The 23,799-nt window shown below is 53.2% G+C and carries 24 protein-coding genes; 6 read left to right on the top strand and 18 right to left on the bottom strand.

What is annotated here, in order from left to right:
- Window positions 1–45 precede the first annotated feature (45 nt).
- The 7 genes from MKZ07_RS03235 to MKZ07_RS03205 form a co-directional block, all read right to left on the bottom strand.
- Window positions 46–1,644 (bottom strand): hypothetical protein, encoded by a 1,599-nt coding sequence (locus tag MKZ07_RS03235; RefSeq protein ID WP_036695174.1) that lies wholly within the window; start codon window positions 1,642–1,644, stop codon window positions 46–48.
- Complete coding sequence (locus tag MKZ07_RS03230) at window positions 1,637–2,350, bottom strand: ABC transporter ATP-binding protein (RefSeq protein WP_036695176.1); 714 nt, start codon at window positions 2,348–2,350, stop codon at window positions 1,637–1,639. The genes MKZ07_RS03235 and MKZ07_RS03230 overlap by 8 nt, the downstream gene beginning before the upstream one ends.
- Window positions 2,351–2,422: 72 nt before the next feature.
- Complete coding sequence (locus tag MKZ07_RS03225; protein WP_036695177.1) at window positions 2,423–3,181, bottom strand: ABC transporter ATP-binding protein; 759 nt, start codon at window positions 3,179–3,181, stop codon at window positions 2,423–2,425.
- Window positions 3,182–3,190: 9 nt separating this feature from the next.
- The gene (locus MKZ07_RS03220; RefSeq protein WP_036695178.1) at window positions 3,191–5,509 is read right to left on the bottom strand and encodes an ABC transporter permease; all 2,319 of its coding nucleotides are present in this window, start codon (window positions 5,507–5,509) and stop codon (window positions 3,191–3,193) included.
- Between the two features lie 3 nt (window positions 5,510–5,512).
- Entirely contained in the window at window positions 5,513–6,799 is a 1,287-nt protein-coding gene (locus MKZ07_RS03215) for an MFS transporter (RefSeq protein ID WP_156949631.1), read from the bottom strand.
- On the bottom strand, window positions 6,786–7,448 hold the full coding sequence (locus MKZ07_RS03210; protein WP_076154527.1) for a TetR/AcrR family transcriptional regulator: 663 nt from the start codon (window positions 7,446–7,448) through the stop codon (window positions 6,786–6,788). The genes MKZ07_RS03215 and MKZ07_RS03210 overlap by 14 nt, the downstream gene beginning before the upstream one ends.
- A gap of 237 nt (window positions 7,449–7,685) precedes the next feature.
- A complete protein-coding gene (locus MKZ07_RS03205; protein WP_076154526.1) occupies window positions 7,686–8,657 on the bottom strand; it encodes an aldo/keto reductase in 972 nt (323 codons plus the stop codon).
- A 140-nt stretch (window positions 8,658–8,797) separates the two neighbouring features.
- On the opposite strand from MKZ07_RS03205, the gene MKZ07_RS03200 reads away from it, so the two are divergent.
- Window positions 8,798–9,241 (top strand): MarR family winged helix-turn-helix transcriptional regulator, encoded by a 444-nt coding sequence (locus MKZ07_RS03200; RefSeq protein ID WP_076154525.1) that lies wholly within the window; start codon window positions 8,798–8,800, stop codon window positions 9,239–9,241.
- 20 nt (window positions 9,242–9,261) lie between these two features.
- Here the strand turns inward: MKZ07_RS03200 and MKZ07_RS03195 are convergent, their stop codons facing one another.
- Together MKZ07_RS03195 and MKZ07_RS03190 are read right to left on the bottom strand one after the other, a co-directional pair.
- Entirely contained in the window at window positions 9,262–9,639 is a 378-nt protein-coding gene (locus MKZ07_RS03195) for an ArsR/SmtB family transcription factor (RefSeq protein WP_256706168.1), read from the bottom strand.
- Window positions 9,640–9,684: 45 nt separating this feature from the next.
- A complete protein-coding gene (locus MKZ07_RS03190) occupies window positions 9,685–10,140 on the bottom strand; it encodes a MarR family winged helix-turn-helix transcriptional regulator (protein WP_036695181.1) in 456 nt (151 codons plus the stop codon).
- A 176-nt stretch (window positions 10,141–10,316) separates the two neighbouring features.
- Between MKZ07_RS03190 and MKZ07_RS03185 the strand changes: the two genes are divergently transcribed.
- Together MKZ07_RS03185 and MKZ07_RS03180 are read left to right on the top strand one after the other, a co-directional pair.
- Window positions 10,317–11,285, top strand: a complete 969-nt coding sequence (locus MKZ07_RS03185) for a quinone oxidoreductase family protein (RefSeq protein ID WP_036695182.1) — start codon at window positions 10,317–10,319, stop codon at window positions 11,283–11,285.
- 177 nt (window positions 11,286–11,462) lie between these two features.
- Complete coding sequence (locus MKZ07_RS03180; protein ID WP_076154523.1) at window positions 11,463–12,068, top strand: histidine phosphatase family protein; 606 nt, start codon at window positions 11,463–11,465, stop codon at window positions 12,066–12,068.
- 134 nt (window positions 12,069–12,202) lie between these two features.
- Here the strand turns inward: MKZ07_RS03180 and MKZ07_RS03175 are convergent, their stop codons facing one another.
- Window positions 12,203–13,249, bottom strand: a complete 1,047-nt coding sequence (locus tag MKZ07_RS03175; protein WP_036695184.1) for an aromatic ring-hydroxylating oxygenase subunit alpha — start codon at window positions 13,247–13,249, stop codon at window positions 12,203–12,205.
- A 379-nt stretch (window positions 13,250–13,628) separates the two neighbouring features.
- Here MKZ07_RS03175 and MKZ07_RS03170 point away from each other — a divergent pair, with 379 nt between their 5' ends.
- Complete coding sequence (locus MKZ07_RS03170) at window positions 13,629–14,171, top strand: NADPH-dependent FMN reductase (protein ID WP_036695185.1); 543 nt, start codon at window positions 13,629–13,631, stop codon at window positions 14,169–14,171.
- Window positions 14,172–14,264: 93 nt separating this feature from the next.
- On the opposite strand, the gene MKZ07_RS03165 is transcribed toward MKZ07_RS03170, so the two are convergent.
- A complete protein-coding gene (locus MKZ07_RS03165) occupies window positions 14,265–15,326 on the bottom strand; it encodes a LuxR C-terminal-related transcriptional regulator (protein WP_341024445.1) in 1,062 nt (353 codons plus the stop codon).
- A 123-nt stretch (window positions 15,327–15,449) separates the two neighbouring features.
- Here MKZ07_RS03165 and MKZ07_RS03160 point away from each other — a divergent pair, with 123 nt between their 5' ends.
- Complete coding sequence (locus tag MKZ07_RS03160) at window positions 15,450–16,586, top strand: saccharopine dehydrogenase family protein (protein ID WP_341024442.1); 1,137 nt, start codon at window positions 15,450–15,452, stop codon at window positions 16,584–16,586.
- On the opposite strand, the gene MKZ07_RS03155 is transcribed toward MKZ07_RS03160, so the two are convergent.
- Genes MKZ07_RS03155 through MKZ07_RS03145 form a run of 3 tightly spaced genes read right to left on the bottom strand, consistent with a single transcriptional unit; the run spans window position 16,549 to window position 18,066 of the window.
- Entirely contained in the window at window positions 16,549–17,322 is a 774-nt protein-coding gene (locus MKZ07_RS03155; protein WP_179090390.1) for a DUF817 domain-containing protein, read from the bottom strand. The two genes, MKZ07_RS03160 and MKZ07_RS03155, sit on opposite strands and share 38 nt — an antisense overlap.
- 29 nt (window positions 17,323–17,351) lie before the next feature.
- Complete coding sequence (locus tag MKZ07_RS03150) at window positions 17,352–17,567, bottom strand: helix-turn-helix domain-containing protein (protein ID WP_036695187.1); 216 nt, start codon at window positions 17,565–17,567, stop codon at window positions 17,352–17,354.
- A 10-nt stretch (window positions 17,568–17,577) separates the two neighbouring features.
- The gene (locus MKZ07_RS03145) at window positions 17,578–18,066 is read right to left on the bottom strand and encodes a DUF2975 domain-containing protein (RefSeq protein ID WP_341024438.1); all 489 of its coding nucleotides are present in this window, start codon (window positions 18,064–18,066) and stop codon (window positions 17,578–17,580) included.
- Between the two features lie 320 nt (window positions 18,067–18,386).
- Here MKZ07_RS03145 and MKZ07_RS03140 point away from each other — a divergent pair, with 320 nt between their 5' ends.
- Window positions 18,387–19,058, top strand: a complete 672-nt coding sequence (locus MKZ07_RS03140) for an O-methyltransferase (RefSeq protein ID WP_341024437.1) — start codon at window positions 18,387–18,389, stop codon at window positions 19,056–19,058.
- Window positions 19,059–19,135: 77 nt separating this feature from the next.
- On the opposite strand, the gene MKZ07_RS03135 is transcribed toward MKZ07_RS03140, so the two are convergent.
- The 4 genes from MKZ07_RS03135 to MKZ07_RS03120 form a co-directional block, all read right to left on the bottom strand.
- On the bottom strand, window positions 19,136–20,047 hold the full coding sequence (locus tag MKZ07_RS03135; protein WP_327196382.1) for a metal ABC transporter substrate-binding protein: 912 nt from the start codon (window positions 20,045–20,047) through the stop codon (window positions 19,136–19,138).
- 2 nt (window positions 20,048–20,049) lie between these two features.
- Entirely contained in the window at window positions 20,050–20,892 is an 843-nt protein-coding gene (locus MKZ07_RS03130; RefSeq protein ID WP_036695192.1) for a metal ABC transporter permease, read from the bottom strand.
- Window positions 20,885–21,628 carry a metal ABC transporter ATP-binding protein gene (locus MKZ07_RS03125; RefSeq protein WP_200869207.1) on the bottom strand — a complete coding sequence of 248 codons (744 nt, stop codon included), beginning with the start codon at window positions 21,626–21,628 and terminating at the stop codon, window positions 20,885–20,887. The genes MKZ07_RS03130 and MKZ07_RS03125 overlap by 8 nt, the downstream gene beginning before the upstream one ends.
- Before the next feature lie 856 nt (window positions 21,629–22,484).
- Window positions 22,485–23,798: an alkaline phosphatase family protein gene (locus MKZ07_RS03120; protein ID WP_341024435.1), complete on the bottom strand. Its 1,314-nt coding sequence runs from the start codon at window positions 23,796–23,798 to the stop codon at window positions 22,485–22,487.
- Between the last annotated feature and the right edge of the window lies 1 nt (window position 23,799).

Genomic DNA, 23,799 nt, shown 5'->3' with positions numbered 1-23,799 from the left:
TCCTAACTTAATTGGGACTACTTGATGCGCTCACAACAACCAGGACTACAGCTTCTGAAACAACCGTTCCCCGTTAATCTGGATATATCTGTACATTCCGGCGCAGACCGCTACTAGAAGCACGCCGTATCCCAGCAGGATGAGGTTTCCGCCCACCCCAGGAAGAAGCATGAACAGTACGGCGGGAACAGCCAGCGTTAGGACACCGATTAGCATCGATACCAGCACCGACGCACTCTGCTTGATCGCCGCAACTTCACTTGTCCAGTCGAGCTTAGGCAGCTTCAGGTTCACAAGAACGCCCAGCAGGGCTGAATAGCAGGCATAGATTACCGGAACGGCCAGCATGAATAGACTCTCCATCCACCCGGCATGCAGGGTATACGTCAGTAGCACCCAGCTTATGGCAATCAGCGGTAACGTAATGGTGAGATTCACCGCCACCTTGCTGAATATAATCGCCGGTTTGGGCACGGGGGAGCTGGTCAAGATCCACAGATGATTGCCTTCCAGCGAAATAGAGCAGGCTGTCGTACAGCTCAGAACAACGAATAGAGAAATAACCAGCGGACTCAGCGTACTGAGGGAGTCTGACAACTGCGGGATGTCTAGTATAGTTCCCAGCTGCTCTGAGCTGACGAATAATAAGGAAATGGACATCATCAGGAGCAGCACCATCCCGATCCCTGTGTTCAGCACATAATTGACCGAGCTGAAATAACGCCGCAGCTCCTTAAGATACAAGGCCTTGAATGCTGAATTAGACTGTAACGGCTTCATCTTATATCCACGGCTAGCGCGGCTGGTCATAAGCCCTGTATGAATCGCCTTGTACCGGGTCGCCAGCAGGACCGAGAACAGCATGAAGACCAACACAGACACCGCGATGAAGAAGAGCAAGGCGCTTACCCGGTACGAGCAGACCGCTGCAACATACACAGAAGCCGGAGGATACACCTTGAAGATCATATCACCTAAGGCGGCTCCAACATCTGCAATCGCCTGCTGCCCTTGATTGAGCGTGAACGAGCCCAGCATCAGTACAATGATGAAGGCGAACGTGAGGATCATATTCAGGATTTTGCTCGCCCGGAACCGTGAAGAGACCCAGCTAATGAGGGAGCCCACCAGCGTAGCCGCTATAATCGGCAGCAGGGTAATGAAGAAGAGCGTCATTAGAAAAAACAGATAATAGAGCACACCCGGCTTCACATGTATCGCATACACCGCTCCCGCTGGAAGCATGATCAGCAGCGTGAAGAACAGATTCATCACATAGAGCTGAAGCACCCGGCTTGCCACAACATGGCTGGTCTTCACCGGGAGGGACATGATCATATCGTAATCCTTATAACTGAATAATACCCCGCTTGCCTTATAGACCGTAGTGAAGAAGCTTACCAGCGAAGTAACCGCCATCATCACGGCCAGCAATAGCTCCATCCGCCCGAGCTGCTCGAATGACTGTGCCATCATGAAGCTGTAGCCGAATGACACGGCCCCGATCATGAGTATACCGGCTATCACCAAGAGGCTGATCAGCAGCGCCTTGCGCCTCTGTGCAGGGTCTTTCGTATGGAGCGCCTGATTGAGGCCGAAGGAGGACAACAGCTGCAGCTTCGTTAATCTCCAGACATTAATCATTATCGATCAGCTCCATGAATACGTCCTCCAGGCTGTTCTCGCCCCTTACCGCTTCCGTTAAGCCGTGGGCAATCAGCCGTCCGCCCTTGATGATCGCAATCTTGTTGCAGAGCTTCTCTGCCGTGTCCAGTACATGTGTGGAGAAAAAGATGGCGCTGCCCTTGCTGCACAGATCCGTCATGATGGTCTTCAGCGTATGCGCTGCCTTCGGATCAAGGCCCACAAAAGGCTCATCCAGCACTAAAAGCTTCGGCTCATGAATAAGCGCAGAGATAATGGCCAGCTTCTGCTTCATACCGTGGGAATACGAGGAGATCAGATCGCCCAGACTCGCTGTGAGCTGAAAGGCATCGCCGTATTGCCCGATCAGCCGCTCCCGGGTGGACCCCGGTACACTAAAGAGATCGCCGATGAAGTTCAGGTACTGAATCCCCGTCAGGTGATCGTACAGGTCCGGATTATCCGGGATGTAGGCAATACTCGCCTTGCAGGCTACCGGATTCTTGCGGATCGAGATGCCGTCAATCTCAATCTCCCCTTGTTCAAAATCAAGCACGCCCACCACAGCGCGGATGGTCGTGGTCTTGCCTGCGCCGTTATGGCCGATGAAGCCGTAGATGTCACCCCGTTCAACCTCAAGGCTGAGATCATCTACCGCCTTAGCCCCGCCTTTATAGCTCTTCGTAAAATTCTTGATGGTCAGCATTTCCTTTCACCTCTTCCTTGGTGTTAGCAAATAACTATAATACGAACCATCCGGGCAGATCGTTCATTTCTATTAAATCCCATTCTCCCGCATTTTTGCCGTGATTAATTTCATGCGGGGCTCAAGCGTCCCTCCGCTGTATCTAGGCAGGCGTATCTCATCGACGATCCGGCCGTCACACATGAACATAATCCGCTGCGTCCTGGCCGCCACAGTGGCATCATGGGTGACCAGCATGATGGCCGTCCCTTCTTCATTGATCCCGGACAGCAGGTCCATGATCTCCCCGGCAGCCTTCAGATTCAGCGCACCGGTCGGCTCATCCCCAAAAATAATCCGCGGACTGCCCATCAGCGCCCGGCAGATGCCGGCCCGCTGCAGCTGCCCGCCCGAAGCCTCCGTAATATCACGCTTCGCCAGCTCAGCGATGCCCACTTTCTGCATAAGCTGCTGCGCCTTATCCGTAATCGCCGCAACCTTCCGCCGGTTGCCGCGCATCGATGGCAGAATGATATTATCCAGAATGTTCAGATTCTTCATCAGCGTCGGCTGCTGGAATACGAAGCCCATTCCCGTTCTGCGGAGATCCGCAAGCTCATCCTCGGCAAGTATCCCCAGATCCCTGCCCTCAAAGGTAACCAGACCCCAGTCGATCCGGTCCATTCCGCTCAGTGCAAACAGCAGCGTGGATTTCCCGGAGCCTGAAGGTCCCATCACCGAGACGAATTCACCTTCGTGAATATCTACGGATACTTCATCCAGCACCTTGCGGCGCTCATCGCCGGTACCGTATTGTTTGGTTATATTTTCACCCGAAATAATCTTCTTCATCTTCTTGATCTACTCCTTAATATTGCCGGATATTTGAATTCGGCCGATGCCCGATGTGCCGATAACCGCCCCTATCAGCACAGAACCGGTCATAATCAGCGGGCACAGCAGATACGCGGAGAGCGGATGGACCACGAACTTGAAGGACGAAGCCCCGAAGGAGGAGATCACGGCCCCGGCAAGAGTCTGCCCCAGGGTGTTCGCCAGCAGGGTGCCCAGAACCATCCCGGCCACCAGTACAAATATAGAACGCGCATAATACTGTACAGTCAGATCGGAATTCCGGAAGCCCAGCGATTTCATCACGGCAATAGGGTAACGGTCCTTAGCTACCAGCATCCGCATGAACAAGAGTGTAATCAGTACATTCAGGACCAGCATCACGGCTAGAGCAGCCCATGCGGCCTTACCGACTGAGCGAATGGTGGAGCCAAAGGTCTGCGTCACATATTCCCCGATATCGGACACCTTCGCATAACTGAACCGCTCTGCATATTCGCTCACCTTGCTGCTGATTAGCATGGAATCTGCAAGCTCCGCATAAATCACGGCCCACATGGCCTGATCAGAAGTCGTGGTGAAGGTGGCCTTGGCTGTTTTCCCGCCGTTGGTCACATCCGAATAAATCCCGGACACCGTAAGCTCCTTCGCTTCTCCGTCTACGAGCAAGGTCAGGGAATCACCGGCTTGCTTGCCCAACTCCTTGGCATTCGCGGCGGAGAGGGCAATCTCATTCGCTGCAACCGGGCCATGTCCTTCATCATAGGCAACCGGAAAAATGGAATGGTCGCCCAGCTCAACCTTTATCCGCTCAACGACACCATTGTCCAGCTTCACGTTCAGCGCCTGAGTGGTCAGCACGGCAAAACGGAAGATCATCACATCCTGCTCCATCACCCGCGCAATATCTGCGGCCTTCTCTGCAATATGGTCTGTCTGCTGGATATCCAGGCGCAGATCACTCTCACCGATACCCATGTATGTAATGAAGCTCGGAGAGGAGATCGTATGATAGAGATTCTGGGGCACAATCATCAGGAAGGAAGAGATGACGAGTACCGCAAGCATGGTTGCGTATAGACTTTTTCTGGACAAGACATCCTTAACGCCCAGGTAGACATTCGTGTTCAGCAGCCGGTTGCCGCTCAAGGTAAAACGTCTGGAGCTCCTCCGGCTCTCCTGAGCTGTCCCGAACCGGATGGCTTCGACAGCTGAAATCTTCCGGAAACGCTTCAGCACCCTGTTCACATAGGCAACAATAATGAGGAATACGAGCAGTACGCCAAGGATGCCGCAGGCCAGAGCAAGCGCCGGATGCGCACTTTCACCCATATACAGCCTGATATTCTCAAGCAGCAGACCCCGGAAGCTGAACGCTAACGTGAGACCGAGTATGCTGCCCATAGCCGCTATTGCTGCGTATTTGGCCAGATAGATTCTTTTGAGATCCGAGACACGCAGACCGATGGCCTTCATGACGCCGATCTCCCGGTAATCGCTCTCGATGGTAGCCATGAGGGTGAACCGTATACATAGAAAAGCAATAATAACGACCAGCACGCTCGCCAGCAGGATCACCGCAATCATCAGCCCGTCGGAGATCGCATTAAGCACTCTGAACAGGGGATATGTAATCACCGGGCCGTTGCCTTCAAGTCCTGCTGCGGTATAGTCGGTCTCAAAGGCCCCCAGCATCGACAGGTCCTTCAGTCTGAATTCGATCAGATATTCCGTGGTTCCGTAGTCCGCCAGCTCCGCATAATCCGCCGGGCTGACGAGGAACCGCTTCGACGAAGCAAGCAGCGAGTTCATCTGTGAATCCCGCAGGAACCCCGCTACAGTGAGAGTGGTGTCCCCCACTGTAACCGTCCCTCCAGCTTTGACGGAGCCATCCTTCATATAACTGATCGGGACATACACCTCGCCGCCCCGTACATCAATCACCTTCCCGTCCAGATCAAGCAGATAATCAAACTTCCCGCTCTGTGTGCTGAAGCCGTTATCCTGAACACTGTCCGCAAGCGTATGGCCGTCCATGACAATTCTCGCGCCCTCTACATTCAGGAAGTCAAGCACCTGATGATCTTCAACCTTATTGTTCTGCTCTGCAAAGGCCTTGAGCCGGGCTTGATCCAGCTGGCCGGAATGCATCTGCAGGAAATGCGGCGTCTTCGCCTGTGTCATCAGATGACCGATGGCCCCGCTCAGATTGACGACCAGAATGGCTGACAAAGAGACTAGCATGGCTGCAGCAGCTACGAACAGCATAGTCGTGAGTGTAATTCCCTTACTTGCGCGGATATCTCTGCGGATGATTCGGTAAAACATAAGTTACCCCCTGCTCTCAAGACTTGTAATGGATTTGAGCCGATAGATCATGACCGAAGCGGCGCTTAACAGCAGCCCGGCAATAATAATGAGAAGTCCCATCCCCCGCCCGCTGCCCGTGCCGATAATCCGTCCCACACTATCCGCCAGAACTCCGCCGCTCACCAGCAAGGGAGTAAATACGTAATCTGCCAGCACACCCGCCAGCATATAGGCCGCGACGAATCCGAGCTGTGAGAGCAGTCCGATCAATGACCAGGCTCTCCCTTGAACGGAATTGTCGATGTTGGTGCGGACCAGATAATCCAGGGCAGTGTTCGTAAAGGGCAGCATGGCAAAAAACATAAAGCCCGCAGCGCCGATCAGCAAGATGTTCTCACGCAGTCCGAAGACGGCGATACTGATCCCTGAGCAAAAAAGTGACACTGCCAGCATGCGCACAAAATTCTTTTGTATATGCAGCATCCCTATAATGACACTCGACACCAGCATTCCCGAGGCCATGACCGTCTCCAGCGTCCCCAAGACCGCACTGCTGGAGAACGCCAGAATCATCGGCATGGACAAGGTCTCAATGAACCCGATGAAGAAGGTCATGACCGAGGTCATAATCACTAGCACCAGCACACCCCGGTTCCCGGAGACTGCTCTCCAGCCTTCTTTGAATTCCCGGATAAAGGCCTGTGCCTGTTCCGCCTGCTTGGAGGCTAGACCGCTGCGGACGGCAAGGGTAGTCGGTACGGTTAAGAAAAATGTACAGATATCGATGATCAGCAGCAGCTTCACATCAGACACTGTAAGCAGCAGTCCGGCAATGAGCGGCGAAATCAGATATTTGGCGGAGCCGGCAATCTGCACAAACCCGCTGGCCTTCGTATACTGCTCTTCGGTGAGCAGATCCGTTACCGTAGCCTTATAGGCGGGATCAAGCAGAGAGGAGAACACCGAGCTGACGGTCACGCCTAAGCAGATCTGCCACAGCTGCGCTTCTCCATTCAGCAGGCAGACCAGAATATAGATCAGACCTAAGGCAGAGAGACTGTCCCCAATTACCATCAGCAGCCTGCGGTCATAGCGGTCCGCCAGCACGCCTGCGACAGGACTTAGCAGCAGGGAAGGCATGAATGCCAGCAGGGTCACCAGCGCCATAGCCGATGCCTGCCCGGTCTGCTGTAAGGTATAGATCCCCAGCCCGAACGCGGTAAGCCCGCTGCCGATGGCTGAGATCAGTTGCCCTGACCAGAGAAACAGAAATCTGCCGAATCCTGTCCCGGCTCTATTCACCTCCATTGCCTTCTTCCGCTCCACCCCCGCCGAACATCTGCATCACGCTCATCAGACTTCCGCCCGCAGCACCAAGCAGCCGCTCCACATTGGCAATGAAGGCCAGAATGCGTGACATCCGCTCTTCCTCCGTCATGTCAACCATGTCATTATCAAAAATGGTGGTGGCATAGACTACAACCATCTCCATACATTCATACGGATAGGGAGTACTGAATATCCCCTGCTCTATTCCCTCGCTGATGATGGAGGCCAGAATGGGCGGAACGCTGCGGATGACCGCCTTCTGAACCTTTTGATGCATCAGCGCATTCTGCGGCTTATGGATATGCTCCATAATCTCCGTGCTGCTGCCGACTCCGCTGCTGATGTTCAGTGCCATAACTGCACGGAGAATCCGTTCAATGACGGGTATGCTCTTATCTTCAGCAACCTGCTGCGCGGCATGAAGGATCGTGGCATTCGTCCGCTCAATCAGCGCGTCCATAATATCCTCCTTCGACTTGAAGTGATAATATAACGTCCCGCGTGCAATCCCAACCTTGCCCAGAATATCGCCGGTGCTCGTACCGTCGAAGCCCTTCTGTCCGAACAGCTCCCCGGCTGCATCCAGAATTTCATTTCTGCGGGCTTCCGCTTCTTTGACAACTCTCATGGTCATGTCTCCTTATGGTGAAGCTTTGGATTGTTCTGCCTGTGCTTGGAAATGTGATTATCATAGCTGATTTACCGACCGACTGTCTGTCGGTAAGTAATTATAGCATAATAGGTTTGTATGGAACAAGATGGCTTAATTTACGGATATCCTTCTGCCACAACAGACGAAGTCATTATTTCTAACTTCAACAAGAAACGGACACCGCTAGAGTGTCCGCTCATAGATCCGTATGGTTTATTGTAATGAATGAGGAATATAAAGTTCTTCCAGGCTGATGACTTCTTCAGGTGTCAATTGCACAGATAGTGACGCTACTGCTTCTTCCAGATGGCTGATCCGGGTAGACCCGATGACCGGAGCAGTAACCTCTTGCTTGTGCAGCAGCCAGGCCAGAGCGATTTGTGCGCGCGAAATCCCCCGGTTAGCAGCAACTTCTGCTACTCTGTGTGCAACTTTGCGGTCCGCCTCTTCCGTTCTTGCGAACATCGCCTTGGCAACCTGGTCCTTCTCTGAACGTTCAGTGAACTGATCCCAATCTCTGGTTAAGCGGCCTGCAGCCAGTGGCAAATAAGGAGTAATGCCCACTCCTTGATCCTTACACAGCGGGAGCATCTCCCTCTCCTCTTCCCGGTAGAGCAAGTTCAGCCTATTCTCCATGGAGATGAACCGGGTCCAGCCATTTCGTTCTGCGGCATGCTGGGCCTTCGCAAATTGCCATGCCAGCATAGAAGATGCTCCAATATAACGCGCCTTCCCCGCCTTCACGATATCATGCAGAGCCTCCATCGTCTCCTCAATTGGCGTATTCGGATCATAACGGTGAATTTGATAGAGGTCAATGTAGTCTGTTCCGAGCCGTCTTAGGCTGTGGTCAATCTCGGTCATTATGGTTTTACGGGAGAGACCCATCGCATTCGGACCCTTCCGCATGGGAACGAACACCTTCGTGGCCAGCACAACTTCTTCCCGGCGGGCAAAATCCATGATTGCGCGTCCTAGTATTTCTTCACTGGTGCCATCTGAATACATATTGGCTGTACTGAAGAAGTTAATGCCTAATTCGACTGCTCTTCTAATGATCGGTCTGCTGCTCTCTTCATCCAGCGACCAGGGCGTATTGCCGCGTTCCGGCACACCGAAGCCCATAGTTCCCAGACTTAACCTTGATACATCTAATCCGCTTACTCCAAGCTTCAAATATTCCATAGAATAAAAACACCCCTTCATATCGGATATCGGTTGACATGTCAACCCAAACAACACATCTCTCCTTTGGTTGACGTGTCAACTTGTAAATACACAGTAACATCTTGTGGTTGATACGTCAACCATGATATGATTCTTCTATGGATAATATGAACGAATTAAACGAAGAAGAAATGCGGATTTGGAATATGTGGAAAGGCTCCTACAAACGAATCTTCGGCCGTGTTGTGAAGGATATGTCTGAGCAAACAGGATTATCCGAGGGTGACTTCGGAGTATTAGACAGGCTGGTGCAGTTCGGGGAGGGCAAGCTTCGCCAACAGGAGCTAGCCGACTCCATGGACTGGGACAAGAGCAGGCTATCCCATCATCTGACACGGATGGAGAAGCGCGGTCTGGTACAAAGAAAACCGCTGGATACCGACCGGGGTGTACAGATTAACATTACTCCCGCCGGCCGGTCCATTCTGGATGAGGCACTTCCGGTAGTCTCTACGGCCATACGCAAGCACTTCCTGGCACTGCTGACCGAGCAGGATAAGAAGTCAATTATTGCACTGGCGGAGCGGACCAAGACACCTTAATAGTTCAGATTAGTAATAGCCTAGTCCTCAAGCAGCAATTCTTCCCTAACAGGAGAATCGCTGCTTAGTTCGCATTGTGCCAGAACCTTCTCCAGCCCGTTCACCAAGCTTTTGAGCACCATCAGCTTGCTTCCAGAGTCCAGCCGGTAATAGTTGCGGGTGCCGTCTTTGCGGACGCTAACGATTCCGGCCTCTATCAAGATTCTAAGATGATGGGACACGACCGGACGGGAAAAGTGGGTGGCCCCTCTTATCTCGCCTACACGCATACCCGGATCTTGCGGCCCTTGCAGCAAGGCCATCAGGATGGCTTGCCGGGTCTCAGCACCGACCGCGTTCAGCACCTTCAGCGAATTCCTGAATTGAGACGCCAGTTCATCCATCAGTTCCTGGTCCATGGAAATCCCTCCTATGTGCTTCATCGTCACGAACCCTACCGTTTGTCAGCGGCTCACTCCTGGAGCAGTGACCAGAATCTTGCTGGCCAGGGCAATCATCTGCGCCTGCTCCTCCCCGGTAAGACCATCGGTTATCGCCGTAATCTGACGCTCGATCTGCTCCCCGACCTCGTGAATGATCTTCCAGCCTGCCGGAGTAGCCCTAACATTGAATGCCCGCCGGTCACTCTGTGATACGGTACGTTCTACCAGTCCGCGGCGCTGTGCCCGGTCAACGAGCCCTGTAATGCTGGATTTATCGAGGCCCAGATGCTTGGCCAGCTGCAGCATACCCGGCTCCCGGTCGCGCAGTATCCCCAGCAGACGGATCTGGATAATCGACAGATCATGCTCCGTTCCTATTCGGGCAAGGATATTTTGCACCAGGAAGGATAGCTGCACAAGGCTGTCTACCATCGACAGATCATCCAGCTTATCAAAAGAATTATCATAACTGCTCATTGATTTCACTCCGCACTTTTGTATATTTCAGACCTGTTTGCTCCTATTGTACCACAACAGCCGTTGAATTTGTACGTAATACAAACTATATTGTTTGTATTGCAAACTTTTTAGTTTGTTTCACAAACAAAAATTACTCACCTGGATAAATATCCTGGTAAATTGGAGGCCTATTTATGTACGCTGCTATTGTAAGATCATTCGATTCAGGTCCGAAATACGAAAAGATTGCTGCTCCCGTACCTTCAGGAGAACACGAAGCTTTGGTGGATGTGCTCGCTGCCGGATTGCATCTCAGGGTCCGGGCACAAGCCAATGGATCTCACTACACAAGTACGGATGAACTTCCGCTAATCCCAGGTATCGACGGGGTGGGACGGCTCCCGGATGGCAAGCTGGTCTATTTTGTAGCCACCGATAATGCCCTGGGGTCGTTCGCAGACCAGACCCTCATCGATCTTCGCCGCGCTGTCCCGCTACCCGCAGATGCTGATCCCGTGCTCATCGCCGCCGCAATGAATCCGGCCATGTCCTCCTGGGTGACTCTCCGCCGCCGGATTCAGGCTAAGTCCGGGTTCAAGGTCCTCATTCTTGGCGCTACCGGCAACTCCGGGCAAATGGCCGTTCAGATCGCCAAGCTTATGGGAGCCAGTCAGATCATCGCTGCCGGGCGGAACCCCGAACTTCTCCGTTCGCTTGCACAGCAGGGTGCGGACGTAGTCATATCGCTTGCCGGAGATCCCGGGACAGTGGCCCGGAGCCTCGGCGAAGCCTCAGCCGAAGTTGATATCGTTCTCGACTATCTGTGGGGTGAGCCTGCTGCACTCGCTATGCTCCCGATATTAACCCGCCGTTCCGACCGCAGCCGGCTGTTAACCTGGATTCAGATCGGTTCTATGGCTGGCGCGGACGCTGCAATTCCTTCCGCTGCACTCCGCTCTGCCAACTTCCAGATCATCGGCAGCGGCCAGGGGTCCGTCACGCCAGCCGGATATCTGGCGGAATTCCCGGCGTTGATCCATGCCATTGCAGAGGGCCAGCTCACAGCGAACCCTATCGCTTACCCGCTATCTCAGATTGAAGAAGTATGGAAGACTCCGCCGGGCAGTCAGCAGCGTGTTGTCTTCGTGCCGCACCGCAAGTAGTTTCCGAACCTTCCAAGCAAGCTATGTCCGGGTATTGTCAAGCTGCGTTGCTTCGGTTGTAACTTCTGTTCTTGAACATTCTGGAAAGTAAGTGATAGACTTAGCAGGATATCCTTCTTGAAGGAATCTTCAAAGGAATTATACTAACGCATCATAGAACAGGAGGCCGAGGAGCAGTTGGCGATTTATCTGGTAAGACACGGCAAGGATGACGAAGGATATCGCGGCGGATGGAGTCAGCGGGGGCTGATGACCCAAGGCTACAGACAGGCCGAGAAACTGGGCTGTTTTTTGAGAGAGAATTCGGCTTCATTCCCTATACATCGTATAGTCAGCAGTGATCTGCAGCGGGCGCTGGATACAGCCAGCGAGCTGGCAAGAGAGCTGGAGTTACCCTTAGAGCGTAGTATGGATTGGCGGGAGATGAACAATGGCGTGATTGCCGGTATGCCGAACGAAATCGTGAATGAACGATACCCCGGCTTGTACTTCTCAGGACTGCGGATGGACGAGCGTTACCCCGGCGGAGAGAGTCCGCTCGAATTCTTCACACGGATTCAAGAGACCTTCACCCGGCTCTGCGAAGAGCATGCGGATAGCGGCTCTGATGATAACCTAATTATTGTTACACACGGTGGTGTCATAAATATCATCTATCACATAATCAAAGGGATCGACTGGAATAACCGCGACAGTAAATTCCCGGCTTCCTATGCCAGCCTGCACAGAATTGAGCTTGTGGACGGAAGCTGGAGCCTTTCGCTGGAAAATTATACGGTCTAGCTGCTGCCGCTAACACTACGTTACGCAGGCAGCCTCCACCCAATCGACACAACAGAACACGCCCGGCTGCCGAGATTCTGCTCTCTGCTGCCGGGCGTGTTCGTTCATAATGCCTAAGTAATTGAAATAATGAATCAGGACGTATAATTCTGCCCCAGTCCAAGGCTGCTTAGCAGCTGTCTGTAGGCAATGGATGTGCGGTCTGCCGGAATATGGGCTTCAGCCTGCAGATCCAGCGGCAGATCCTCCGGTGTCTGCGACTCCACCATTTCTGCATCCTCCTGGAACACCTGGAGATTGAACTTGATGGTATCCTCGATCGGGGCGTTCTTGTCGAAGTTGCGCGAGATCGGACAGAACAGCCGGGTATAACGGGCCGACACCGGAGAAGCACAGTTCAGAATCTTAAGCCTACCCTCATCCGGGAAGTAGACAGTCAGCGAAGCGGCGAACGGGGCGAATACCCGGAACTCCCGCAGCCACTGGAAGCCTTCCGGCGCGGGATTCTCCTGCCCTTTGCCATAGTTACTGACTGTGCTCCAGTATTCAGCCACCAGCTCCGTCTCTCCTTCACGCCACACCTTGTACTGCGGGACTTCTGTATTATTGCGGTCACCGAAGGTTGCTGTATGCACGTAGGCGAAATGGGATACGTCCAGGAAGCCCTCCATCTGCCGCCCGGAGGAACCGGCAATATCGAAGCTCGGGATCAGAATATTAATATAGTCGGGATCATCCCAGGCCGGGAAGGCGGGAATCTGCTCCGGCGCATCTGCAAGGCAGGTCCAGATCAGACCGTAGCGTTCGATGGCCGGATAGACGATCAATTTCAATTTGGGCGAGATTTTGGCGCTTGGATGCGCCGGTACCGCAGTACATTTCCCCTCACAGTTATAGCGGAACCCGTGATACGGGCAGACAATCTCCCCGTTCTCCACCCAGCCCTTACTCAGCGGCGCTCCCCGGTGAAAACACAAATCCCGGGCAATAACCACCTTGCCTCCGCTGCGGTAGCATACCAGCTTCATATCCAGCAGCTTCACTGCCACCGGCTGATCCTGTACCTCTGCTGCCGTAGCCACGGGATACCAGTACTGGGCCAGAATACGCCAGTCTTCAGGCGAGAAGGTGCAATCACGCGGGAGTTCAAGCTCTGCCTGCCGTTTCTTTTCCTCTATCATGGCTGCCCCACCTCTCCATCTATTATAGATACTTAAGATTCCTTAATTATATGTCAGAATAACTAACTTGTTGAGTGTATTTTAAGCTATTTTCATCATGACAATCAATTATTTAGCTGAAAATTTTGTTTTCGAGCCTAGAAACAACTATATAATGTTATGCAAAGTGACATATTAACCTTGGCTGGAACAGAGATATAACACCTATAGCGGTCCATTACCTCCCCCTTGATTCGGGACGGTAATTAGGCCGCTTTAATTTTTAGCTAAAAATTTAACTAGGTTTCAAAATTTCACTTTCTTTATTAAAGTTATCAGCTATAATAAAAGCATATTAAGCAAAACAAATTACGGAAAACAAATTCGAGGAGGAATTACAATGACAACACTTAATATCGGAATTATTCTTGGAAGCACACGCCAGGGCCGCGTTAGCCCGCAGGTAGGCGAATGGGTGAAGGGGATCGCTGATGCCCGTGGAGATGCTAATTACGAAATCGTTGATATTGCCGACTTCAAGCTGCCGATGTTTGGGGAAAGCGACAGCTACGCCGAAGCCCAGGCTTGGGCAGCTAAGCTGGCTACCTTGGACGGATTTGTATTCATCGTTCAGGAATATAACCACAGTCTATCCGGAGCACTGAAGAACGCACTGGATTCTGCCCGTGAAGAATGGAACAATAAGGCTGCCGGGATCGTCAGCTACGGCTCCGCCGGAGGCGCACGCGCCGCTGAGCATCTGCGCGGAATCCTCGGCGAATTGTCTGTCGCCGACGTTCGTGTTCACCCGCTGCTCTCACTGTTCACCGACTTCGAGAACGGCTCGGTGTTCAAGCCGGCTGACCTGCATGCTGCCAATGTCAACGCTATGCTGGATCAGGTCTTGGCCTGGAGCGGTGCGCTGAAGACACTACGCCAGTAAGAGTTCATTCGAAGCAGTTCCAGATCTGTAAAAGTCTAAACATGAAGCAAGGGGAATCTCCAGCCAGGCGGCTGTGGAGATTCCCCTTATTTGTTATCGCGGAAGCAACCGGCTGATCAGCTCTCTGCGGCTGGACACGCCTGTCTTGGCGAAGATGGATTTCAAATGATCCTGTACAGTGTAGGCAGAGATGTGCAGCGATTCTGCCAGTTCCTTGGTCGATAACCCCAGCGCCAGCAGCTCCGCAAGCTCCTTCTCCCGTGCGGTCAGGGCGAAGGCTTCGGCCAGCAGCCGGAAGACATCCCCGGAGCGGGCACTCACCAAGGATACGGCGAGCTGTCTCTGGGGACCGCCAAGCAGACTTGCGGTAACCGTCAGATACGCCCCGTCTCCGGCCTGGAGACTTATTCTTGCCTGAGAAATCCCGGTTCCGGCGGGCTTCTCCGCGCCTAGCACCCGCAGGCAAACGGCATGCACCGGTCCGGGAAGCCGGTCTTCCTCCAGCTGATCCAGGTTCCAGATCTGCTTCAGCCAATAACGGGCTGCTGCATTCGCACTAACCGGGACCAGCCGCTCACTCAGCACCAGAATACCGTTATCCTCCGGCACTGCCCGCTCCGCTCCGGATACCGGCAGGACAGAGGCATACGCGCGCAGACGTTCAGCAATCAGTGGAGCTGCCGAAGCCAGCAAGGCGCATTCCTGCTCCTCAAACGGCGGCTGACCCAGCGGACGGAATAGGGTCAGGAACCCCCAGCAGACCCCGCCTGTGCGCAGCGCCACGCGCAGCTCATCCCCGAATCCGGCGGGCTGCAGCACCTTGCGGTAACGCGCGCTTTTCTCCAGGCTTCCCCCGGTCACTCCGCTTAAGCAGACTGCCGGAATATCCGACGCCGCTAACTGCTCATACTTCATATAATCCTCATGCAGATATTCATATTCGAACAATAGCGGATGAACCTCTTCAAGTCCCTGCTCCGTAACCGACCCTGTCGTTAAAAGTGTATGCGGGTCTACTGTCGTACAACAGGCTGCAGCGAATGGAACCAGCAGGCGGAGCCTGGCAATCACTGCTTCGCGGTACTGCTGTGAATTCAGCACCGGGCCGCCCCGGGCAGGGTCAAGCTGTAATAGGCTATGTACTCCCTTGTTCATCTTCTGTCCTCCCCGAAATCCCACAAATGTGGGATAGTCCGCTGCCCGCCTTAGCAGGATAATGATACATAACGTTAATTATACCGCAGATCCTGCAATCCACCACGAAGGACGGGAATAATCATGAAAACAGATATAGTAGTAATCGGCGGTTACGGACATGTCGGATCACAGATATGCCGGATTCTCGGGGCACAGCACCCCGGCAAGGTCTACGCAGCAGGAAGAAACCTGCACCGGGCCGAGGAATTCTCCCGCAGTACGGGCGGATACGTGAAACCGCTGCGCTTGTCGGCGGAGATGCCGCTTTCCCCAGAGCTGCTGGAGAAGGTTAAGCTGGTCGTTATGTGTCTGGATCAGCAGGACACCCGGCTGGCCGAAGCCTGCCTCCAGAGCGGCACCCAATATGTAGATGTCTCGGCAAGCGGAGACTTCCTGACCATGCTGCAAAGGCTCGACCCTGTGAAGCATAAGCTCAAGGGGGCGGCAGTGCTAAGTGTCGGCCTCGCGCCGGGGCTAACGAACCTGCTTGCGGCACGGGCCGCCCAGGAGCTGGACCATACGGAGCAGATCGACATCTCAATCATGCTGGGACTGGGTGACAGCCATGGACAGGCAGCTATGGAGTGGACGGTGGACAACCTCGGAGCCGACTTCGAGATCACCGAGCACGGCAGACCGCGCACCACCTCAAGCTTCACAGAGGCTAAAGCAGCGGATTTCGGCTTTGCACTGCGGACGCATAGAGCCTACCGTTTTCCTTTTTCGGATCAGATCACTCTGCCTCAGACCCTTAATGTCCCTTCTGTCTCGACCCGGCTCTGCTTCGATTCACGGAGCATGACCTCAGCCGCAGCGCTGCTGCGCCGCACCGGACTCTCCCGTCTGCTGCGTAACCGGACGCTCCGCAATCTCGCGGTCCAGGCATTCACCCGCTTCCGCTTCGGCTCCGAGCGCTATGCGGTCAAAGTCGATGCCTGCGGGACGAAGGACGGCCGACCCGCCTCCAGAGAATACGGCATTACAGGCTTGCATGAAGCCTCCATCACGGCTCAAGCGGCGGCCGGGATCGCCTTGAGACTCTATGAGTCAGCTCCGTCTCCCGGTGTCTATCACATTGAGCAGCTATTCTCCCTTGATTCCAACGGGGAACAATGTTCGCTAATCCCGTCGGTTACCGGAGGAACTGGACCATCCTTCCGTTATCCGCTGGACGGACTGGCTATCTGGACCCGCTCCGGCCGGCCTTCACATGCTTAAGCTGGGCAACAATAATCACACTGATAATCACCAGCAGGAACCATGAGCTGATCTTGCCGAAGCCTACCAGGTGCCAGCTCTCGTGCTGGTCCGGGTATTGCCATGCCCCCAGGAAGGTCGCGATATTCTCGGCCAGCCAGATGAAGAACCCCACAATGGCAAAAGCCAGCACAAGCGGCATCCGGTACGTCTTGCCTTGCACCCGGTAAATGATCCAGGTTCTCCAGAATACCACTACTACCAGGGCTGTCAGCCACCAGCGGAAATCGGGAATGAAGTGGTGGGTGAAGAAGTTCAGATAGATCGCGCCGCCCAGCAGTCCCGCCGAAGCCAGACCCGGCCAGCCGGTCAACTCCATCTGCAGCCTGCGCCAGATCTGGCACATGAAGCTGGCCACGCTGGCGTACATGAATCCGCTGTACAGCGGAACGTCGAACAGCTTCGTATAGCCGGGTTCCGGGTAGGCCCAGGAGCCCATTCTTATTTTATACATCTCCAGCACCAGTCCAATCACATGAAACACACAGATAACCTTGATCTCATCCAGCGTCTCCAGCCCGCTCCGGTACATCAGATACTGTACAGTAAGCAGGATCAGCAGAATCAGATCATAGCGGTGGATGAACGGCAGCTCTGCTGTCCGGGTCAGGATTAACGTTCCAAAGATCGCTACAGGAAAGATACAGCTCATCGCCTGATGGTACGCGAAGTGCAGCAGCCGTGTCATGGCTCTCAATACCGTTCCCTCCCCGCTCCCGGCGCCCATTATTCTGTAGCCTCCGGTGTGTATTCCAGAATATCTCCCGGCTGGCAATCCAGCGCCTTACATATTGCCTCAAGCGTTGAGAAACGGATCGCTTTGGCCTTGCCGTTCTTAAGAATGGACAGGTTCGCCATCGTAATTCCCACCCGCTCTGTAAGCTCTGTTACACTCATTTTCCGCTTAGCCAGCATCACATCAATATTAACGATAATCGCCATGGTCGCCACCTCAGACTGTCAGATCATTCTCAGATTTCAATGCTATCGCTTCATTCAGGAGCTTCTGGAGTACCGCCGCGAATACTGCAATCACCATGGAGGCGAAAATAAGGACCAGCCCGATCACAATAATGCCCGGGGCATCGTCCTTCTCCGCCATCAGATAGAACAGCGGCAGCCCTAAGGTGAACATTCCGCTGATCGACACTGCCGCATGCTTGATATGCTTCAGCACCCGTACCGAGTCCTCCGAGAAAGCCTCATTGCGGTCGATTAAGCGTAACAGTCTGTATGCCTGGGACAGTGCTATGAAGAACGGCAGAGCCGCCCCATACAGATCTGTCATCACCAGCACCTGGATATACGAATGGCCGGGATACAGCTCCGCTGCGAAGTCACCGATAGCCGGGACCGCGAAGATACACAGGGCCAGCGCGGCCAGCGCGAACACAATAAGCACCGCCTTCAGAAACGTGGTTGAGCCTGGCTTACGGTTCATTACACATACTCCTCACTTGTTATGGTGAGTTTAATTTAGCATAATATTTATCGTTTATCAATATATTTTAATCGAAAAGAAATATATTATTATTGTTCATCATTCCCGGCAGATATCAATAAACCGCTGTAGCCCGGCTGCATAATAGAAAAGCCTGAGTGGATGAATGTTAATAAATACGCTCCTATTCATAGGTCATATTCATAACCAATACTTATGATTATGACATTATCATATATTAGTATTATGAATTATAATCCCTTATATTTAAAGCAGTTCCAATACAACAATACAAAAAAACAACTAATGGAGGGATTCACATGGAAGAACAGAACAAATGGAGCAACGTAGACGCTTATTTCAATGACCGGTTATTGACGGCTGATCCGGTCCTGGACGCTGTGCTGGATGCGAATACAGGGGCCGGCTTACCGGCGATTGATGTCGCTCCGAATCAAGGGAAGCTGCTGTATCTGCTGGCCAAAATGAAGGGAGCATCCAACATTCTGGAGATCGGCACGCTGGGCGGTTATAGCACCATCTGGCTGGCGCGGGCGTTGCCGGAGGCGGGCAGACTGGTCACACTGGAATTCGAGCACAAGCATGTTGTAGTGGCTGAGGATAACCTTAGAATGGCGGGGCTGGCAGACAAGACGGAAGTACTGGAAGGTCCGGCGCTGGATTCGCTGGCACTGCTGGAAGCCCGGGGATGTGAGCCGTTTGACTTCATCTTCATTGATGCCGACAAACCGAATAATCCGCATTACCTGAAGTGGGTGCTGAAGCTGGCCCGGCCGGGTGCGGTCATTGTGGCGGATAATGTAGTGCGTGACGGCGAGGTAATTGACCCGGACAGTGCGGATGACCGGGTTCAAGGCATCCGGCAATTCATGAAGCTGCTCGCAGAGGAGCCGCGCATAGATGCTACTGCTATACAGACGGTAGGCAGCAAGGGCTATGACGGATTCGTGCTCGGGATTGTCAGCGCTTGAACTATGCACAATATCGGAAATAACCCGCCAAGACTGGATAAGCAATCCATCCACGTTGGCGGGTTATTTGTTGCAGCCTATCGGGACAAGCCCTCTATCACCTGATCGATATTCCACTTGATCATCTTCAGGTAGGTGTCTCCGTCTTCCCCTTCCTTAGCCAGAGAATCTGTGAAAATCCTGGAATGGACCGGCACCCCGGTCTCGCGGGAAATCGTCTCCATCGTCTTGGGATTGACACTCGTCTCCAGGAATAACGCCGGAATCTGCTTCTCCTTGATAATGCCGATGATCCGGTTCATCTGCTCCGGTGTTCCCTGGCTGTCAGTGTTGATCTCCCAGATGAAGGCAGACTCGAAGCCATAGGCCTGGGAAAAGTATTTGAAGGCTCCTTCACTGGTGACCAGGACGCGCTTCTCCTGCGGGACCTTGCTCACAGCTTCCTTGGCATACTGATCCAGCTCCGTCAGCTCCTTCACGTACGCGGTCTGGTTATCCAGATAATATTGCTTGTTGTCCGGGTCCTGTTCGATCACACGTGCGGTAATGACATCCACATACTTGACCGCGTTCTGTATATCCAGCCAGGCATGAGGGTCAACCTGGGACTCCTTCCCCTTCTCGGTTAGGTACATCGGCGTGACCTCTTCGGAGACGGCAAACGCGGCAGCTTCCTTTTTTGTCACCTTGAGCAGATCCTGGAACCAGCCCTTGCCGGTCTCCAGATTCAATCCATTATAGAAAATAAGGTCCGCGCTGGAAACCTTGCCTGTATCTGCAGGCAGCGGATCATACATATGGGGGTCTGTGCCGATAGGTACCATGCTGTAGACCTCCGCCTTATCTCCGGTGATATTCCGGGTCATGTCTGCAATGATCGAATACGTGGCCACAATCTGCAGCTTGCCGTCATCCGCTCCCCCCTTACTGGTGTTGGAGCATGCGGCGAGTAGTAGAATGAGTAAGGATGCCGATATTATTTTGAACAGTCTCATGCTTGCTTCAGTCCTTTCCGCAGAAAATTATTCTTGGGCGATATGATGAATGAAATGCTGAACAAGGTGACGCCTACCAGCACGATTGTTGCACTTGTCGGCAGATTGTAGCGGAAGCTCACGTATACGCCGATGATCCCCGAGGCTGCCCCAACTGAGGAGGCTAATACGATCATATGCAGCAAGGAATTGGACCACAGATACGAGGTGGCTGCCGGGATGACCAGCATCGCGATGACCAGTACAATCCCAACCTGAGACAAGGAGGAGACGGTCACTACGGAGAGCAGCATCATCAGCAGATAATGATAGAAGCCGGTCTTCAGCCCGTAAGCCTTCGCTACCACTGGATCGAATGAGCTGATCAGCAGCTCTTTGTACAGCAGTGTAATAATGGCAAGCACCGCCAGCATGATGATGAAGGATTGCAGCAGCTCGGATTGCGGGACAGCCAGAATGTTACCGAACAGAATATGAGTGAGATCCAGCCCGCTTCGGGCGAACGTAATCAGGACAATCCCGAGTGCAAAGAAGGAGCTGAGAATGATACCGATAGAGGTATCGCTCTTGATATTGCTGCGGCTGGTGATGAATTGAATGAGAATAGCGGCTAACAGGCCGAACAACGAAGCGCCCAGCAGGATGTTGATGCCCAGAATATAAGACAGGGCGACGCCCGGAAGCACTGCGTGAGATAAGGCATCGCCCATCAGCGACATTTTGCGCAGAACGATGAAGCTGCCCAACGCCCCTGAGACAATCCCGAGAATAATTGCAGATAACCCGGCGTTCAGGGCGTAAACTGGAATATTCAGCAGACTGGATAAGGACTCAATCATGAGAAGCACCTCCTGCACCCTGGATCATTACGTTGCCCAAGGATGTACCGTAGGCTCTGCGGATATTCTCTGTGGTGAAGGTATCCTGCACATCTCCGAAGGCGATAAGCCGCTTGTTAAGCAGAATGATTTTGTCAAAATATTCTTCAACTTCATGCAGATCATGGTGCACCACCAGGATGGTCTTGCCTTCCTCACGGAGCTGCTTGAACAGGTTCACAATGATACGCTCACTAACCATATCAATGCCGACAAACGGCTCATCCAGGAAAAACACACTGGCCTCCTGGGCCAGCGCCCGGGCGATAAACACCCGCTGCAGCTGCCCGCCGGACAAATTGCTAATCTGCTTATCAGCAAGGTCACCGATCTCCACCATCGCCATGCTGCGCTCCGCAAAAGTCCTCTCCTTCTTACCCGGACGCCGGAACAGCTTCAGGTTCGGATAAGTTCCGGTCAGCACCGTATCCTTAACTGTAATGGGAAAAGTCAGGTCAATATCGTTCTTCTGCGGCACGTAGGCAATATTCCGTCTGTACAGGGCAATGTCCTTCCCCTCTGCCTTTACCGTTCCGCTTCTCTTCTTGATCACATCCAGCAGCGCCTTAATGAAAGTGGACTTCCCAGCGCCATTGGGCCCGATAATGCCTACCGAATGCCCGAAGGGGATATCGAGCGTCACACCCTCCAGCGCCGAGTTGCCGAAATAATCAACGTTTAAACCCTTAATCTGAATCATGTCAGCACCCCATCTCCTATTTAGCCTAACTGACTAAAATAAACTAATGATTTTTTGGTTTGGGATTGGCCGTGACTCCAGAGAAGTTTTGGACTTCAGGCCGCTGCCCAATTTGGATTTCCTGATTAAAACCGCTCTTCGCGGTAGAAATCCAAATACAAAGGCGGACGCTACCGCTCCTCCAGTTCTAAAATTCCCCTCCGCCACTTTTCCCTTTACGTATATTTTCAAGTTCAATCTCTATAGCAAATTAATGAATCTATTGTGTATATTGTTTCTCATATACACAATTGTTTCTCTAAGGAAACTTTTATTCTTATGGATAATATATTTGATCATAGGCAAAATGTCAACGGTAATTTAAATTTTAATTACAGTCGTGCCGTTGATTAATGTTCAGGGGCGGCGCCCCCCTCTTAGCGGCAAACAGGTGGAAAAACGTATCTTAATCAGCCCGCTTTAGGCAAATATAAGGAAATAAGCGGAAATATTACAACTAAAATAGTTTGTTTGGGCTTCTGCGGCTGGATGGGCTGAAATTAAGTGTTGTTTATACAACTGTTACCCGGGAAGCGCTCATTCGTTCATCAGCAAGTGGAGGAAATCCGCCTGTTTCCTAAGGCTAACGCTACTCTACTAAGCGCCAGCAGATTGTATTTGCTTTTCCGCATACGTTTGGCCTACGGGTACACGCACCCCACCCCGCAACACCGCATGAGCAAGCTATCATCCTATTCGCCGATACAACCAACGATAAAAAAAGCCCGACCCGGCTGCCGCGTGTGCGGACATCCTGATCGGACCGATGGAAGTTGCTCTATTCATCACTCACACTACCATTACTATCCCCCCGCTACTCCTCAAAAATCTCCTCCAGCACACGCCCGTCCCCCGGCCCGAACCGGAGCCCCAGCATCCGTCCCATCGTCGGGGCGATGTCGACCATCTCCAGATCACCGATGGGATAGCTCTGCTTGATCCCTGCGCCTGCGATGACGAGATTGCAGCGGTACCCGCTTGCATCCGGGGAGTAGCCGTGCGTAGCATAGCGAATGCCCTCCGCCTGCAAATCGGTGACCAGCGTGTCCGCCAGCGCTTCATCGAAGCTGTAGCCCCGCTGTGCTTCAAGCATGACTTTTGCCACCGGGCTGGCATGGAGCTGCTTCAGCGTCTCTTCCGTGTATACACTCTCAATTCCCGGTGCTCCGTCACGCCTGTATTCATCCACCGCCGCCAAGGCCAGCTGCTGCGCTTCCTCATCTCCGGGCTGCACATGCAGATAAGCTGAACCGCCGCCGCTCTGGAAGTAGGCCCGCCACTGCATCACGCCGTCCTTCTCATAGATCAGTCCTTTGGCCTGCAAAAGATTGTTCACATGCATCTTGTAGCGCACATTGAACTGACCATGGTCGCCCAGTACCATCATCACCGTCTCCTCCCGGATTCCGGCATCCTCAACAGCCTGCATGATCTCACCCAGCCGATTGTCCATCCGCAGGATGACATCGTCTACTTCCCCGCTGTCCGTGCCGCACAGATGCTTGGTGTCATCCAGGTCGATCAGATGCATCATCAGCAGGTTCGGCTTATGCCGCTTGATCGTATCGGCGGCGCACTTCGTGGTGAAGTTATCGAGCTGCGGCTGGGCGATGCCCTGCCTGATTCGTCCGTATTTCAGCTCCAGCCGGGCGCAGTACAGGGGACTGCCGCTTCGCAGTACCTTAAGCGCCTGGTTCTCCCCTTTTAACGCACGGATCTCTGGAATATTATACTGAATCGAGGACTTTCCGCTTACCGGCCACAGAAGTCCCGCTGTACTCAGCCCCGCTTTACGCGCGGCATCATAGATTGTTGGCACCTGAACCGCCTCACGGAACCAGAACCAGCGCTGCTCCTCCTCCGGCACGAACGGCTGCAGCGGATTGTTGTGATAGATACCGTGTTTATCCGGGTAGACGCCGGTAACGATGGTAGTATGCACAACGTAAGTTAGCGTGGGATAGACACTTCTGAGACGGTTGCTGTAAGCACCGCTGGTGATCAGCTTCGACAGATTGGGCAGGCGGCTGGCCATCTCCCAGTGATCTTCAGAGAAGGCATCATAGGAGATGACGATCAGATGCTTGGCTGCAGAGGGTGGTTGCGGTGGCAAACCAGTGGATTCCATA

Origin of the sequence: Paenibacillus sp. FSL P4-0338 (genome assembly GCF_038002365.1) — a bacterium.
Lineage (GTDB): Bacteria > Bacillota > Bacilli > Paenibacillales > Paenibacillaceae > Paenibacillus_AQ.
This window is presented reverse-complemented; position numbering and strand designations above follow the sequence as displayed.

Coding starts and splice junctions, on each gene's coding strand:
- MKZ07_RS03235 (WP_036695174.1), bottom strand. CDS start 1,644: ATGATTAATGTCTGGAGATTAACGAAGCTGCAGCTGTTGTCCTCCTTC.
- MKZ07_RS03230 (WP_036695176.1), bottom strand. CDS start 2,350: ATGCTGACCATCAAGAATTTTACGAAGAGCTATAAAGGCGGGGCTAAG.
- MKZ07_RS03225 (WP_036695177.1), bottom strand. CDS start 3,181: ATGAAGAAGATTATTTCGGGTGAAAATATAACCAAACAATACGGTACC.
- MKZ07_RS03220 (WP_036695178.1), bottom strand. CDS start 5,509: ATGTTTTACCGAATCATCCGCAGAGATATCCGCGCAAGTAAGGGAATT.
- MKZ07_RS03215 (WP_156949631.1), bottom strand. CDS start 6,799: ATGGAGGTGAATAGAGCCGGGACAGGATTCGGCAGATTTCTGTTTCTC.
- MKZ07_RS03210 (WP_076154527.1), bottom strand. CDS start 7,448: ATGAGAGTTGTCAAAGAAGCGGAAGCCCGCAGAAATGAAATTCTGGAT.
- MKZ07_RS03205 (WP_076154526.1), bottom strand. CDS start 8,657: ATGGAATATTTGAAGCTTGGAGTAAGCGGATTAGATGTATCAAGGTTA.
- MKZ07_RS03200 (WP_076154525.1), top strand. CDS start 8,798: ATGGATAATATGAACGAATTAAACGAAGAAGAAATGCGGATTTGGAAT.
- MKZ07_RS03195 (WP_256706168.1), bottom strand. CDS start 9,639: ATGGACCAGGAACTGATGGATGAACTGGCGTCTCAATTCAGGAATTCG.
- MKZ07_RS03190 (WP_036695181.1), bottom strand. CDS start 10,140: ATGAGCAGTTATGATAATTCTTTTGATAAGCTGGATGATCTGTCGATG.
- MKZ07_RS03185 (WP_036695182.1), top strand. CDS start 10,317: ATGTACGCTGCTATTGTAAGATCATTCGATTCAGGTCCGAAATACGAA.
- MKZ07_RS03175 (WP_036695184.1), bottom strand. CDS start 13,249: ATGATAGAGGAAAAGAAACGGCAGGCAGAGCTTGAACTCCCGCGTGAT.
- MKZ07_RS03170 (WP_036695185.1), top strand. CDS start 13,629: ATGACAACACTTAATATCGGAATTATTCTTGGAAGCACACGCCAGGGC.
- MKZ07_RS03165 (WP_341024445.1), bottom strand. CDS start 15,326: ATGAACAAGGGAGTACATAGCCTATTACAGCTTGACCCTGCCCGGGGC.
- MKZ07_RS03160 (WP_341024442.1), top strand. CDS start 15,450: ATGAAAACAGATATAGTAGTAATCGGCGGTTACGGACATGTCGGATCA.
- MKZ07_RS03150 (WP_036695187.1), bottom strand. CDS start 17,567: ATGGCGATTATCGTTAATATTGATGTGATGCTGGCTAAGCGGAAAATG.
- MKZ07_RS03145 (WP_341024438.1), bottom strand. CDS start 18,066: ATGAACCGTAAGCCAGGCTCAACCACGTTTCTGAAGGCGGTGCTTATT.
- MKZ07_RS03140 (WP_341024437.1), top strand. CDS start 18,387: ATGGAAGAACAGAACAAATGGAGCAACGTAGACGCTTATTTCAATGAC.
- MKZ07_RS03130 (WP_036695192.1), bottom strand. CDS start 20,892: ATGATTGAGTCCTTATCCAGTCTGCTGAATATTCCAGTTTACGCCCTG.
- MKZ07_RS03120 (WP_341024435.1), bottom strand. CDS start 23,798: ATGGAATCCACTGGTTTGCCACCGCAACCACCCTCTGCAGCCAAGCAT.